Source organism: Kitasatospora sp. NPDC059722 (assembly GCF_042733235.1).
Lineage (GTDB): Bacteria > Actinomycetota > Actinomycetes > Streptomycetales > Streptomycetaceae > Kitasatospora.
In genome coordinates, this window is sequence record NZ_JBHWGD010000034.1 from 58,787 (window position 1) to 72,620 (window position 13,834).

13 protein-coding genes are annotated in these 13,834 nt (G+C 73.9%); 7 read left to right on the top strand and 6 right to left on the bottom strand.

Annotation, left to right across the window (positions count from 1 at the left end; genetic code table 11):
- Positions 1–8: 8 nt before the first annotated feature.
- The gene (locus ACFV4F_RS22165; protein ID WP_380504708.1) at positions 9–1,034 is read left to right on the top strand and encodes a nitronate monooxygenase; all 1,026 of its coding nucleotides are present in this window, start codon (positions 9–11) and stop codon (positions 1,032–1,034) included.
- Between the two features lie 6 nt (positions 1,035–1,040).
- On the opposite strand, the gene ACFV4F_RS22170 is transcribed toward ACFV4F_RS22165, so the two are convergent.
- Positions 1,041–2,489, bottom strand: a complete 1,449-nt coding sequence (locus ACFV4F_RS22170; RefSeq protein WP_380504711.1) for an aminopeptidase P family protein — start codon at positions 2,487–2,489, stop codon at positions 1,041–1,043.
- A 167-nt stretch (positions 2,490–2,656) separates the two neighbouring features.
- On the opposite strand from ACFV4F_RS22170, the gene ACFV4F_RS22175 reads away from it, so the two are divergent.
- From ACFV4F_RS22175 to ACFV4F_RS22195, 5 genes are read left to right on the top strand one after another with little or no spacing between them, the layout of a single operon-like run.
- A complete protein-coding gene (locus tag ACFV4F_RS22175; RefSeq protein ID WP_380444355.1) occupies positions 2,657–4,408 on the top strand; it encodes an ABC transporter substrate-binding protein in 1,752 nt (583 codons plus the stop codon).
- A gap of 11 nt (positions 4,409–4,419) precedes the next feature.
- Positions 4,420–5,394 (top strand): ABC transporter permease, encoded by a 975-nt coding sequence (locus ACFV4F_RS22180; RefSeq protein WP_380444353.1) that lies wholly within the window; start codon positions 4,420–4,422, stop codon positions 5,392–5,394.
- A complete protein-coding gene (locus ACFV4F_RS22185) occupies positions 5,391–6,377 on the top strand; it encodes an ABC transporter permease (protein WP_380444351.1) in 987 nt (328 codons plus the stop codon). Before ACFV4F_RS22180 ends, ACFV4F_RS22185 begins: the two co-directional genes overlap by 4 nt.
- A complete protein-coding gene (locus tag ACFV4F_RS22190; RefSeq protein WP_380444349.1) occupies positions 6,377–7,375 on the top strand; it encodes an ABC transporter ATP-binding protein in 999 nt (332 codons plus the stop codon). Before ACFV4F_RS22185 ends, ACFV4F_RS22190 begins: the two co-directional genes overlap by 1 nt.
- Positions 7,375–8,364 (top strand): ABC transporter ATP-binding protein, encoded by a 990-nt coding sequence (locus tag ACFV4F_RS22195; RefSeq protein ID WP_380444347.1) that lies wholly within the window; start codon positions 7,375–7,377, stop codon positions 8,362–8,364. Before ACFV4F_RS22190 ends, ACFV4F_RS22195 begins: the two co-directional genes overlap by 1 nt.
- 83 nt (positions 8,365–8,447) lie before the next feature.
- Here the strand turns inward: ACFV4F_RS22195 and soxR are convergent, their stop codons facing one another.
- The 3 genes from soxR to ACFV4F_RS22210 all read right to left on the bottom strand — a co-directional run bounded on the left by soxR (position 8,448) and on the right by ACFV4F_RS22210 (position 11,731).
- Positions 8,448–8,903 (bottom strand): redox-sensitive transcriptional activator SoxR, encoded by a 456-nt coding sequence (gene soxR, locus ACFV4F_RS22200; protein ID WP_380444345.1) that lies wholly within the window; start codon positions 8,901–8,903, stop codon positions 8,448–8,450.
- A gap of 185 nt (positions 8,904–9,088) precedes the next feature.
- Positions 9,089–9,466, bottom strand: a complete 378-nt coding sequence (locus tag ACFV4F_RS22205) for a YrdB family protein (protein ID WP_380504714.1) — start codon at positions 9,464–9,466, stop codon at positions 9,089–9,091.
- A 126-nt stretch (positions 9,467–9,592) separates the two neighbouring features.
- Positions 9,593–11,731: a prolyl oligopeptidase family serine peptidase gene (locus tag ACFV4F_RS22210; protein ID WP_380504717.1), complete on the bottom strand. Its 2,139-nt coding sequence runs from the start codon at positions 11,729–11,731 to the stop codon at positions 9,593–9,595.
- A gap of 85 nt (positions 11,732–11,816) precedes the next feature.
- Between ACFV4F_RS22210 and ACFV4F_RS22215 the strand changes: the two genes are divergently transcribed.
- Positions 11,817–12,989, top strand: coding sequence for an aminotransferase class V-fold PLP-dependent enzyme (locus tag ACFV4F_RS22215; protein ID WP_380504720.1), 1,173 nt, complete (start codon positions 11,817–11,819; stop codon positions 12,987–12,989).
- A 36-nt stretch (positions 12,990–13,025) separates the two neighbouring features.
- Here the strand turns inward: ACFV4F_RS22215 and ACFV4F_RS22220 are convergent, their stop codons facing one another.
- Both ACFV4F_RS22220 and ACFV4F_RS22225 read right to left on the bottom strand, forming a co-directional pair.
- On the bottom strand, positions 13,026–13,358 hold the full coding sequence (locus ACFV4F_RS22220) for an ArsR/SmtB family transcription factor (protein ID WP_380444338.1): 333 nt from the start codon (positions 13,356–13,358) through the stop codon (positions 13,026–13,028).
- Between the two features lie 30 nt (positions 13,359–13,388).
- Entirely contained in the window at positions 13,389–13,763 is a 375-nt protein-coding gene (locus ACFV4F_RS22225) for a hypothetical protein (RefSeq protein WP_380444337.1), read from the bottom strand.
- Positions 13,764–13,834 lie beyond the last annotated feature (71 nt).

Genomic DNA, 13,834 nt, shown 5'->3' on the forward strand with positions numbered 1-13,834 from the left:
ACCCGCCGATGGCCCGTCTTCTCGATGAACTCGCCGTTCCCGTGATCGCCGCGCCGATGGCGGGCGGGGCGTCCACCCCCGAGCTGGTGGCGGCGGTGAACCGGGCCGGCGGGCTGGGGTTCCTGGCCGCGGGGTACCGGACGGCGGCCGGGACGGCCGAACAGATCGCCGCCGTACGGAAGTCGACCGACCGGGCCTTCGGCGTGAACCTCTTCGTCCCGGCCGCGCCCGGCGATCCGGCGGCGGTCGCGGCCTACCGGGAGCGGCTGCGGCCGGAGGCCGAGCGGTGGGACGTCCGGCTGCCCGAGGAGACCGGGCCGGACCGGGACGACTGGGAGGCCAAGCTCGACGTGCTGCTGGCCGATCCGGTGGACGTCGTCTCGTACACCTTCGGGCTGCCCACGGCGGCGGAGGCCGCGGCCGTCCGCGCGGCGGGGTCGTTCCAGGTGGGCACCGTCACCACGCCCGAGGAGGCGCGGGCGGCGGAGGCGGTCGGCATGGACGCGCTCTGCGTGCAGGGCCCGGAGGCGGGCGGCCACCGGGGCACCCACCGTGTCGCGGACGAGCCGGGAGAGGTGCCGCTGCTCGAACTCCTGGGCAGCGTAGGGACGGTGACCGACCTGCCGCTGATCGCCGCCGGCGGACTCGGCGACGGCCCGTCCATCGCGGCGGCGCTGCGGGCGGGGGCGGTGGCGGTGCAGCTGGGGACGGCGCTGCTGCGCGCGGACGAGTCCGGCGCGTCCCGGGCCCACCGGGCGGCGCTCACCGAACTGCCGGAGACCGTCGTCACCCGCGCCTTCACCGGCCGCCCGGCCCGAGGCCTGCGCAACGCCTTCATCGACCGTTACGGCCCCTACGCCCCGCCCGCCTACCCCGAGGTCCACCACCTCACCAGCCCCCTCCGCGCCGCCGCCACCCGCCGCGCCGACACCCGGTCCATGCACCTCTGGGCAGGCACCGCCCACCGGCTGGCACGCCCGGGCCCGGCGGAGCAGCTCGTCGCGGACCTCTGGCGGGCGGGGCGGGGGGAGTAGAGGGCTCTACCGCAGCAGGTCGGCCATCCAGGACTCGATGGCCTCCGGTGTCCTCGGGAGGGCACTGGACATCAGGCGGGCGCCGTCGGGGGTGATGACGAGGTCGTCCTCGATACGGATGCCCAGGCCGCGGAGTTCCAGGGGGAGGGTCTCGTCGTCGGGTTGGAGGTAGAGGCCGGGTTCGACGGTGAGGACCATGCCCTCCTCCAGGGTGCCGTCTAGGTAGCGGTCGGCGCGGGCCTGGGCGCAGTCGTGGTAGTCGAGGCCGAGCATGTGGCCGCTGCCGCAGAGGGTGTAGCGGCGGTACAGGCCGTTGTCCTCGGCGAGGGCCTGGTCGGCGGGGATGCGCAGGACGCCCCAGTCGGCGAGGCCTTCGGCGATGACCCGCATGGCGGCGCGGTGGAAGTCGCGGAAGCGGGCGCCGGGGCGCAGGGCGGCGATGCCGGCGCTCTGGGCGGCGAGGACGAGGTCGTAGGCCTGGCGCTGGACGGGGGTGAAGGTGCCGCTCAGGGGCAGGGTGCGGGTGATGTCGGCGGAGTACAGGGTGTCGGTCTCGACGCCGGCGTCGAGGAGGAGCAGGGCGTCGGGGTCGAGGGCGCCGTCGTTGCGGATCCAGTGCAGGACGCAGGCGTGGGCGCCGGAGGCGGCGATGGTGGTGTAGGCGGTGCCGTTGCCCTCGGCGCGGGCGCGGAGGTCGAAGACGCCCTCGATCCAGCGTTCGCCGCGCGGGTGGCGCAGGGCGGCGGGCAGGGCGCGGACGACGTCCTCGAACCCCAGGACGGTGTGGTCGACGGCGAGTTGGAGCTGGTCGACCTCCCAGGTGTCCTTGACTAGGCGCAACTCCGAGAGGACGGCGGCCAGTTCGCGGTCGCGGAGGGCGTCGGCGCCGGTCCGCAGGGAGTCGACGAACGGGTCGGTGCCGGCCAGGACGCGGGTCGGCGGCTGCGGTCCGGTGAACAGCTTGGCGAGGTCGTCGAGGTGTTCGGTGCGCAGGCCGGTGAGCGCGGCGGCCTCGGCGAGGTCGGGGCGGCGGCCGACCCAGAACTCGCCGTAGCGGCGGTCGCGGTAGAACTCGGCGCCGTCGCGCGGGGAGCGGGGCCGCAGGTGGAGCACGGGTTCGTGCCCGGTGGGGCCGGCCGGTTCGAGGACGAGGACGTGGTCGGCCTGGTCCTCGCCGGTGAGGCCGGTGAGCCAGGCGTAGGCGCTGTGCGGGCGGAAGCGGTGGTCGAGGTCGTTGCAGCGGACCTTGAGCCGGCCGGCGGGGACGACCAGCCGCTCGCCGGGGAACGCGGCGGAGAGCCGGGCGTGCCGTCCGGGGAGTCGGTCGTGACCGGGTGCGCGCCGGTCGGCGGGCAGCGGGCTGGGGGCCCACCGCGTGGCCATGAAGGCGTCGAGGGCGGGGGAGACGGGGAGGTCGTGGCTCCCCGTGTTGAGGTCGGCTTGACGGAGGGTCACCGGTGAACTCCTCGACGTGGCACGGGCGGTAGGGCGCCGGGCGGTAGGGCGCCGGACACAGCTCGGTAACGGGCGGCGCGAGCTCTTGTGCAGTGCAATTTCACATTACTATGTTACGGGTCACACAGCGGAGCGGCCAGACCCGGCCCCCACAGCGGAGTTGCAACATGACCAGGCGCACCCACGCCGCGCTCGCGGCAGCCCTCGCGGCGACCCTCACCCTCGGCCTCGGGGCCTGCACGAACGACAAGAGCGACAGCGGCGGTGACAGCCGGGCCGAGAGCACCAGGGCCCCCGGCGCCGCCTCCGGCTCGATCGTCGGCGGCACCCCGGTGAAGGGCGGCACCCTGACCGTCCTCTCGAACCAGGACTTCGCCCACCTCGACCCGGCCCGCAACTGGACCATGCCGAACATGGACTTCGGCATCCGGCTGCTCTACCGCACCCTGGTCACCTTCAAGGCGGAGCCGGGCGCCGCCGGCAGCGAGATCGTCCCCGACCTCGCCACCGACCTCGGCCGCTCCTCGGACGGCGGGAAGACCTGGAGCTTCACCCTCAGGGAGGGCGTCAAGTACGAGGACGGCACGCCGATCAGGTCCGCCGACATCAAGTACAACGTCGAGCGCTCCTTCGCCCCGGACCTCACCGGCGGCCCCGACTACGCGCAGCAGTACCTGGCCGGCGGCGAGAACTACAAGGGCCCGCTGAACGGCGAGCACCTGGCGAGCATCGAGACCCCGGACGACCGGACCGTCGTCTTCCACCTCAAGCGCCCGGTGGCCGAGTTCTCCTACACCGCGACCCTGCCGACGTTCGCGCCCGTGCCGCAGGCCCAGGACAAGGGCACGCAGTACGACCTGCGCCCGTTCTCCTCCGGCCCGTACAAGATCGAGACCTACGACCGCGGCAAGCAGCTGACGCTCGTCCGCAACACCGGCTGGGACCCGGCCACCGACCCGGTCCGCAAGGCCTACCCCGACAAGATCGTGGTGGTCCAGGGCCTCAAGGGCGGGCAGGTCGACGACCGGATCATCGCGAGCGAGGGCGCCGACGCCTCGGCGGTCGAGTGGATGAACCTGCGCCCGGAGTCGGTCGCGAAGGTGCTGCCCAAGCCGGACGTGAAGTCCCGGCTGATCGCCGAGCAGCAGGGCTGCACCGACATGCTCTACCCCAACACCTCCAAGGCGCCGTTCGACGACCCGAAGGTGCGCGAGGCGCTGATGTACGCGGTGGACCGGGACGCCCAGGTCACCGCGAACGGCGGCCCGGCGATGGGCGACGTGGCCACCGCCTACCTGCCGCCCGCGATGACCGGCGGCACCAAGGTGGACACGCTGAAGATCGCCCCGACCGGCGACCCGGAGAAGGCCAAGCAGCTGCTCAAGGACGCGGGCAAGACCGACCTCAAGGTCTCGCTGACCGTCTCCTCCGGCGACAAGACCCGGGCCGAGGCGCTCCAGCAGTCGCTGGCCAAGGCCGGGATCCAGGTCACCATCACCACCGCCGACCCGTCCGTCTACTACGACACCATCGGTGACACCAAGAACGCGCCCGACCTCGCCATCCTCGGCTGGTGCCCGGACTACCCGTCCGGCGCGACCTTCCTGCCCATGGTCTTCGACGGCCGCACCATCAAGGAGAAGGGCAACCAGGGCAACGTCGAGCAGTTCCGCGACCAGGCCACCTCGGACCGGATCGACCAGATCAGCGCGATGACCGACGTCGCCGAGGCCAACAAGGCCTGGCTCCAGCTGGGCGACGACCTGATGAAGAAGGCGCCGACCGTGCCGATGCTCTGGCAGCGCCGCCCGCTGCTGGCCGGGACGAACGTGGCCGGCGCCTTCGGGCACCCGGTGTGGACCGGTCAGTGGGACTTCGCCACGATCGGCCTCAAGGACCCCGCCAAGAGCCAGGGCTGAGGGATCGTCCGATGACTGCCACCACTGAGCCCGCCGCCACCGAGCCCGCCACCGCGCGGGCGGGGGCGGCGGGCCCCGCGAAGGCCGCCGGGCGCGGGCCCTGGCGGCTCGTCCGGGACCGGCTGTGGGCCCGCGGTTCGGCCCGGTTCGGCCTGGTCACCGTCGCCGTCCTGGTGCTGCTCGCCGCACTGGCCGGCCCGCTGAGCGCGCTCGGCGGCTGGTCCCCCGACGAGTTCGACAAGCGCGCGATCGACCCGTACCTCGGCGGCCAGCCGATCGGGGACTTCGGCGGGATCGGCACCCGGCACTGGCTGGGCGTCGAACCGTCGACCGGGCGCGACCTGTTCGCCCGGGTCCTGCACGGCGGCCAGGTCTCGCTGCTGATCGCCTTCACCGCCACCGCCGTGGTCGTGGCCACCGGCACCCTGGCCGGGATCGCCGCCGGCTACTTCGGCGGCCGGACGGACTCGCTGCTCTCCCGGCTGATGGACCTCACGATGTCCTTCCCGTCCCTGATCTTCATGATCGCGATGATGTCGGTGGCCAAGGACGTCAACCGGATCCTGCTGATCACCCTGGTCATCGGCCTGTTCACCTGGCCCGGCATCGCCCGGGTGGTCCGCGGCCAGACGCTCTCGCTCAAGCATCGCGAGTACGTCGAGGCGGCCAAGGTCGGCGGCGCCCGCCCCTGGCGGATCCTCACCCGCGAGATCCTGCCCAACGTCTCCGGCCCGGTCATCGCCTACACGACGCTGCTCGTCCCCGGCATGATCGCGACCGAGGCCGCGCTCAGCTACCTCGGCGTCGGCGTGCGCCCGCCGACCCCCTCCTGGGGCCAGATGATCGCCGAGAGCATCAACTTCTACGAGACCGACCCGACGTACTTCCTGATCCCGACGGCCTTCCTGTTCCTCGCCGTGCTCGCCTTCACCCTGCTCGGCGACGCGCTGCGCGACATCCTGGACCCCCGGGGAGGCCGGTCGTGATCCTCTACCTCGGCCGCCGGCTGCTCGGCGCGGCCGGCATCCTGCTCGCCATCACCGCCATCACCTTCACCATCTTCTACCTGTTGCCCAGCGACCCGGCCGCGGCGGCCTGCGGCAAGACCTGCAGCCCCGAGCGGCTCGCCGACGTCAAGGCCGCGATGGGCCTGGACCGGCCGGTCTGGGAGCAGTTCGCCGGCTACCTGACCGGCATCTTCGCCGGCCGCGACTACGGCAGTGGCCCCAGCGCCGTGCACTGCGGCTTCCCGTGCCTCGGCTACTCCTACGAGTACTCGCTGCCGGTCTGGGACCTGCTCACCGACCGGCTGCCGGTCTCCGTCTCGCTGGCGCTCGGCGCGGCCGTGCTCTGGCTGGCCCTCGGCCTCGGCACGGGCGTCACCTCGGCGCTGCGCAAGGACACGGCCGTCGACCGCACGCTGATGGTGTTCTCGGTCGGCGCCGCGTCGCTGCCGGTCTACTTCACCTCGATCATGCTGATCTGGGGTGTCGTCAGGACGGCCGGGCTGCTGCCCTACCCGGCGTACCACAAGTTCACCGACGGCCCGGTGCCGTGGGCCTCCAACCTGCTCCTGCCGTGGATCGCGCTCGCCCTGCTGTACGCGGCCATGTACGCCCGGCAGAGCCGCAACTCGATGATCGAGGCGATGGCGGAACCGTACATCCGCACCGCCCGTGCCAAGGGGCTGCCGGGGCGCACCGTCACCGTCAAGCACGGGCTGCGCTCCGGGATGACGCCGATCCTGACCATCTTCGGCATGGACCTCGGCGGGCTGCTGGCCGGCGCCGTCATCACCGAGTCCATCTTCGGACTGCCCGGCGTCGGACGGCTCTTCTACGACGCGCTGGTCCGCTCCGACCAGCCGGTCATCCTCGGCGTCACCCTGCTCGCGGCCTCCTTCATCGTCGCGGCGAACCTGCTGGTCGACCTGCTCTACGCGTTCGTCGACCCGAGAGTGAGGTACTGATGGCCGCTCTTCTGGAAGTCGACGACCTCGGGGTCTCGTTCGACACCCCGCGCGGCACCGTCCGGGCCGTCGACGGCATCTCCTTCACCGTCGACGCCGGGCGCACGCTCGGCCTGGTCGGCGAGTCCGGCAGCGGCAAGTCCGTCACCTCGCTCGCCGTCATGGGCCTGCACCGCGGCGCCGCCGTCACCGGCTCGATCCGGCTGGACGGACGGGAGCTGAACGGGCTCGGCGAACGGGAGCTGGGCACCGTCCGGGGCCGGCGGATCGCGATGATCTTCCAGGACCCGCTGTCCAGCCTGCACCCCTTCTATACCGTCGGCGAGCAGATCGCCGAGCACTACCGGGTGCACTTCCGGGCGGGCCGCCGGGCCGGCCGGCAGCGCGCCGTCGAGATGCTCGCCGAGGTCGGCATCCCCGAACCGGCCCGCCGCGTCGACGAGTACCCGCACCAGTTCTCCGGCGGCATGCGCCAGCGCGTCATGATCGCCATGGCGCTCGCCTGCGAACCCGACCTGCTGATCGCCGACGAGCCCACCACCGCCCTCGACGTCACCGTGCAGGCGCAGATCCTCGACCTGATCGCCCGGATCCAGCAGGAGCGCGGCCTCGGCGTCGTCATGATCACCCACGACCTCGGCGTCGTCGCCCGGGTCGCCCACGAGGTGCTCGTCATGTACGGCGGACGGGCCGCCGAACAGGCCCCGGTGGACCGGTTGTTCGGCGCCCCCGCGCACCCCTACACCCGCGGCCTGCTCGACTCGCTGCCCCGCCTCGACGACACCGACGACGCCCCGCTGCGGGCCATCCCCGGCAGCCCGCCGTCGCTGATCGCCCCCGCCCCCGGCTGCTCCTTCGCACCGCGCTGCGCCCGCACCACCGCCGCGACCGCCGAGGAGCACGCCCGCTGCCTGGCCGAGCGCCCCGAATTCGGCCCGCTCGGCCCCGGCCACCAGGCCGCCTGCCACCTGCCGCTGGTGCCGGAAGGGGTCCTGTGATGGCTCGATCGACGGGTGAAACCCTGCTCTCCGTACGGGACCTGGTGAAGACGTTCCCGGGGCGCCGCAGTCGCACCGGGCGTCCGGGCGCGCCGATCCGGGCCGTCGACGGGGTGTCCTTCGACGTCGGCCGGGGCGAGACCCTGGGCCTGGTCGGCGAGTCCGGCTGCGGCAAGTCCACCACCGGGCGGATGATCGTCCGGCTGCTCGACCCGACCGCCGGCACCGTCACCTTCGACGGCACCGAGATCGGCGGCCTGTCCCAGTCCCGACTGCGGCCGCACCGGCGGCACTTGCAGATGGTCTTCCAGGACCCGTACTCCTCGCTCAACCCCCGGCAGACGGTGGCCCGGATCATCTCCGAGCCGCTGCTGGTCCAGGGGGCGGGCGCAGCCGAGGCGCGGAAGCGGGCCGGCGAGCTGATGGAGCTGGTCGGGCTGATCCCCGAGCACCTCGACCGCTACCCGCACGAGTTCTCCGGCGGCCAGGCACAGCGCATCGGCATCGCCCGGTCGCTGGCCACCTCGCCGAAGCTGGTGATCGCCGACGAGCCGGTGTCCGCGCTCGACGTGTCGATCCAGGCGCAGGTCGTCAACCTGATGGAGGAGTTGCAGCGCGAGCTGGGCCTCGCCTACGTGTTCATCGCGCACGACCTCTCGGTGGTCAAGCGGGTCTGCGACCGCGTCGCGGTGATGTACCTGGGCCGGATCGTCGAGATCGGCGACAAGGCCGAGGTGTACGGCAACCCGGCGCACCCGTACACGAAGGCGCTGCTGTCGGCCGTGCCGCTGCCCGATCCGGCCGCGGAGCGGGCGCGCGAGCGGATCGTCCTGGCGGGCGACCCGCCGAGCCCGGCGAACCCGCCGTCCGGCTGCACGTTCCACCCGCGCTGCCCGAAGGCGCAGGAGGTGTGCCGGACGGAGCGGCCGCTGCTGAAGCTCGCCGGTCCGGGCGGCCGGGAGGCGGCCTGCCACTTCCCGGAGGCCTGACCGGCCCCAGACCCCCGGTCGGGCGCGGTGGGGAACCACACGAGGACCGCGCCCGACCGGGTTCCAGCCGTTCGTTCACCCGGTCATTCGGTCAGGGGCGGCAGCCGGCGCGGGCCCGGCCCCTCGGCGGCCAGTTCGTCGCCGGGGTTGAGCACCCGGCAGCGGCGCAGCGACACGCAGCCGCAGCCGATGCAGCCGGTCAGCTCCGACTCCAGCCGTTCCAGCTCGGCGCGCCGGGCGCGCAGGTGCTCGGCCCACCTGGCCGAGATGCGTTCCCAGTCGCGCTTGCCGGGCATCCGGTCCTCGGGCAGCGCGGCGAAGACCTCGGCCACCTCGGCCAGCGGGATGCCCAGCCGCTTGGCGACCAGGACGAGGGAGAGCCGGCGCAGCACGTGCCGGCGGTAGCGGCGCTGGTTGCCGGTGGTGCGTTCGGAGGAGATCAGGCCCTGCTCCTCGTAGAAGCGCACCGCCGAGGTGGCGATCCCGGCCCGCCGGGCCACCTCCCCGACGCTCAGCAGATCGACCGGTCCGGTGTCCACGGCGGCCCTCCGGGTGCTCGTTGACTTCAAGTCCTCTTGAAGATCCAGCGTACCGGACGTGATCGAACCGGTCGCGGGGCAGCGTGCCGCGGCCCCTGCCGATCAGGGAGGTTGCGCATCGGAACGGTTGCCGTCCGGGCCCCCGGCGGGCCGGCGTGAACTGCTTCCCGGGCTTTCCCGAGCCGTCAGCCGGTGGTGTACTCCACGGCCGTGGTGACCACCGCGAGCACGCCGTACACCGTCGCGAGCGTGGTCCGGCCGGTGGCGTACAGGGCCAGCGCGCCGGTGCCGAGGACCACCAGCTTGAGGACGATCTCGGCGGCGAGCGGCAGCCGGTACTTCGGACCGCCCGCGGCCAGGAACAGGCCCCAGACGGTCGCCGCCAGGGCGGGCGCGCCGATCCCGAGGAGCAGCCTGGTGCCGAGGTTGGCGCCGGTCTTGAAGCCCCAGTAGCAGAGCGCCGCGAGCAGCGCGAGCTCCAGCCCGAAGGCGACTCCGCCGTTGACCGCGGTCAGCGGCGTCCACTGGCGCTGGTTGACCGGGCCCGGTCTCCGGATCTTCATCTCGTCCACTCTCCCCGTTTCGCCGTCCGGCACGACCGGCGCCCAAACCGGGTGCCGGTCATGCCGGAGTGTGGCAGCACGGCCGGGCCAACTCAATGGATCACGCTCAATGGATCACGCCGCGGATCACCCCAAGGTCTCCCGGAGGAAGACGAGTTCGGCCTGGGTGACCTGCTCGCCCACGCCGCCCGGCGTCAGGTGCGTGATGCCCGGCAGCGGCAGGACGCGGTGCGCGCGGCCGGCGCTGGTCAGCGCGCGGGAGAGCCGCAGGGTGTGCGAGGGGTGGACGTTGTCGTCGGCCAGCCCGTGGACCAGCAGCAGCGGGCGGGTCAGCGCGGGGGCGTCGCCGATCAGGCAGTCGTCGGCGTAGCCCTCCGGGTTGTCCTGCGGCAGGCCGAGGTAGCGCTCGGTGTACGCGGTGTCGTACTCCCGGAAGTCGGTGGGCGGGGCGCCCGCGGCGGCGGCGTGGAAGACGTCGGGGCGGCGCAGGACGGCGAGTGCGGCGAAGTACCCGCCGTACGACCAGCCGCGCACGCCGACCCGGCCGAGGTCGAGGTCGGGGTGGCGCTCGGCGAGGGCGTGCAGCGCGGCCACCTGGTCGTCGAGCGCCACCTGGGAGAAGCGGCGGAAGATCGCCCGGGTGAAGGCGGGGGAGACGAACGGGGTGCCCCGGTTGTCGGTGGTGACGACGGCGAAGCCCTGGTCGGCCCACCACTGGCGGAGCTGCCAGCGGCGCGGCTCGCTCGCGACGGCCTGGAAGCCGGGGCCGCCGTAGACGTCGAGGAGGACGGGCAGCCGGCGGCCGGGGACGTGGTCGCGCGGGTACACCACGGCGGTGGGCAGGGCGAGTTCGGTGACGCGCGCGAAGTGCGGGTGGACGCGGAACGGGAGGGCCGCGCTCAGGTCGGCGAGCGGGAGCTCGCGGCCGTCGGGCCGGCGCAGCGTGCGGCGGACGCCGTCGGGGGTGGCGGAGGTGAGCAGCAGGGTGCCGGCGGCGGCGAGGGCGGAGTGGACGCCGGGGCCGTCGCTGAGCCGCTCGGGCGGGCCGCCGTCGGGGTCGACGAGGTGGACGTGCTGGTCGGCCGGGTCGCCGTCGGTGGTCTCGCAGAGCAGCCGGCCGTGCAGCGTGCCGGTCACCCGGCGGACCTGGAGGCCGGTGGTGTCGAGCGGCTTGCCGTCGAGGGCGAGGCCGCGGGCGTCCGGGGTGTCGTGGGCGGTGAGGAGACGGCCGCCGGGGAGCCGGGCCGGGGTGCCGGGCAGGTCGTCGACCCAGAACTCGTCGGTGGTGCGCGAGAGTTCGCGGGTCTCGCCGGTGGCCGGGTCGGCGGTGAGCAGCAGGACGTTCTGCTGGAGCCGGTCGGCGACGGTCAGCAGGAGCTCGTCGTCCGAGGCCCAGGAGGCGTCGCAGACGTACGGGAACGCGGCGGCGTCCCAGCGGAGCCGGACGCGGCTGCGGTCGGCCTCCCGGGTGCCGAGGACCCACAGCTGGACGTCGGCGTTCGGGCCGCCTGCCTGTGGGTAGGCGAAGTCCTCGGCGGGCAGGCCCGGTTGGGCGGGGTCGGCGAAGTACCGCCGGGGCAGGGCGGATTCGTCCACCCGGGCGGCGAGCAGGGCGCCGCCGTCCGGGCGCCACCAGTGGCCGCGGTGGCGGCCGAGCTCCTCGGCGGCGGCGAACTCGGCGACGCCCCAGCGGGCGCCGTCGGCGGGGGAGAGGGGAGTGAGGTCCGGGTGGACGTACAGGGCGTCGTCGGCGACGTACGCGACGCGTTCGCCGGTGGCGTCCGGGCGGGGGTCGAACGCGGGCCCTGCGGTGGGGAGTTCGGTGCCCACGCCGGTGGCGGTGTCGACACGGAAGAGCCGGCCGTCGAGGGTGAACACGGCGACGGCGAGGTCGGCGGTGGCCGCGTACGTGCCGATGCCGGGGGCGGCCAGCCTGGTCCGTTCGCGCAGCCGGCGCTCGACGGCGGGCAGGTCGTCGCGGTGGCCGGTGCGGCCGGGGGCGAGGGCGGCGGGATCGGCGACGAGGCGCTCGGTGCCGAGCGGGGTGTCGGTCGCGGTGCCGGTCGCGGCGCCGGTCGCGGTGCCGGACCCGGTGTCGAGTGCGGTGTCGAGCAGGTGGAGGCGCTCGACCGGGTCGTCCGGACCGGTCGAGCGGAGCAGCAGCAGCCGGGTGCCGTCCTCGCTGAGCGTGGTCGCACGCGGGGCACCGAAGGTGAACCGGCCGGTTCGGGCGCTGAGGGTGAGGAAGGGGTCCGTGATGGTCATCGCCCGATGGTGGCCGGACGGCGCCTTGCCGGACCAGGGGTACGTCATGTGAAATGTCACACAACACCAGCAGGAGGAGAGTGCCGTGACCGAGGACCTGCCGACCGTCGAACCCCCCGAGCCCCTGAACGGGACCGACGGGCTGTTCGGCCTCTCGACCGACGCCGCGCACCTGAACCACGGCTCGTACGGTGCGGTGCCCCTGCCCGTCCAGCGCGTGCAGGACCGGCTGCGCGCCGAGCACGAGCTCGACCCGGACGACTTCTTCGCCGACCTGCCCGCCCGGATCGGCGCCGCCCGCCGCCGGATCGCCGCCGAGCTGGGCACCGACCCCGACCGCCTCGCGCTGGTCACCAACGTCACCGAGGCGGTCGCGATCGCGCTGGACACCGTCCCGCTCGCGCCCGGCGACCGCGTCCTCGTCACCGACCACGGCTACGGCGCCGTCACCAGGGCGGCCGCCCGGCGGGCCGCCGAGGCCGGCGCCGAGCTCGTCACCGCCGAGCTGCCCCTCGACGCCCCGGACGAGCACGCCGTCCGGGAGGCGGTGCTGGCGGCCGTCGACGGGCGCACCCGCCTCGCCGTCCTCGACCTGGTCACCTCGCCCACCGCCCGCGTCGTGGCCGGCCCCGAGCTGCTCGCCGAGCTGCGCCGGCGCGGCGTGACCACCGTCGTGGACGGCGCCCACGCGCCCGGCATGCTGCCCGCGCCGGTCGACGGAGCCGCCGACTTCTGGTGCGGCAACCTGCACAAGTGGGCCTTCGCCCCGCGCGCCACCGCCGTCCTGTCCGTCCGCCCGGAGTGGACGGACCGGGTGCGCCCGCTCGCCCTCTCCTGGGAGCACGACCGGGGCTTCCCGGCCAACGTCGAGTGGCGCGGCACCTGCGACTACACGCCCTGGCTGGCCGCCCCGGCCGGGTTCGACCTGCTGCGGGAACTCGGCACCGGGCGCGTCGCCGCGCACAACGCCGGGCTCGCCGCGTACGGCCGGCGGGTGCTCGCCGAGCGGGCCGGGCTGACGCCGCTGCCCGCGCCGCCCTGGGCGTGGATGCGTACCGTCCGGCTGCCCGCCGGGTGGGCCGAGACCGAACCCGACGCGCGGGCGGTGATGGCGGCGGTGCGGGAGCGTCTCGCGACCCGGGTCGCCGTCCGCCCGTGGGCCGGCGGCGGCGTGCTGCGGGTGAGCGCGCAGGTGTACAACCGGCCGCACGAGTACGAGCGGCTGGCGGACGGGCTGGCCGAGCTGCTCAAGGGCTGACGCTGCTCAAGAGCCGCCTCACGACGCCCGGAGCGGTCATTCGGCGCTCGCGCGCAGCTCGGCGAGGAGCAGGTTCTGGTCGGCGAGCAGCCCGGTGAGGATCCGCCGGGCCGAGCGGAGCAGGTCGGCGACGTCGCCCCCGGCGAGCGCGTACACCACCGTGCTGCCCTCCCGGGTCGCGGTGACGATGCCGGACCGGCGCAGCACGGCGAGCTGCTGCGACAGGCTGGAGGGTTCGACCTCCAGCGCCGCGAGCAGGTCGCGCACGGGCGTCGGTCCGGCCTGGAGGAGTTCGAGGACCCGGATCCGCACGGGGTGGCCGAGCATCCGGAAGAACTCGGCCTTGGCCTGGTAGAGGGCTACCGGCACGAGATCCCCCCTTCCCTGGTGTCGGTGCGCTCAGATCTCCAGGGCGAGTTCGATCCGCTTGAGCTGGTGGCGGGCCATCGCGAGGTTGGAGCGGTTGCGGTTGAGCGCGAGGAAGAGGAACAGCCCGCGGCCGGTGGGCGTCGTGATCGGCCGGACCATGTGGTACTGGTTCGTGAGGCTGATCAGGATGTCCTCGATCTCGTTGTCGTGCAGGTTGAGCATCTCCATCGCCCGCATCTTGGCGCGGACGACGTCGGTGTTCCCGGCGGCGGCGACGTTGAGGTCCAGCTCGCCGCCGTCGCCGAGGCTGCCGAGCGCCATGCCGCTGCCGTAGTCGACGAGGGCCACGCCGATCGCCCCGTCGATCGACATCGCGTCCTTGAGGGACGTCTCCAGGTTCGCCATCTCGGTGTCCTCCCGTGTGTCCGGCCGTCTCCCCGGCCGCGGATCCGGCCGTGCGTCCGGTGCGTGTGTTC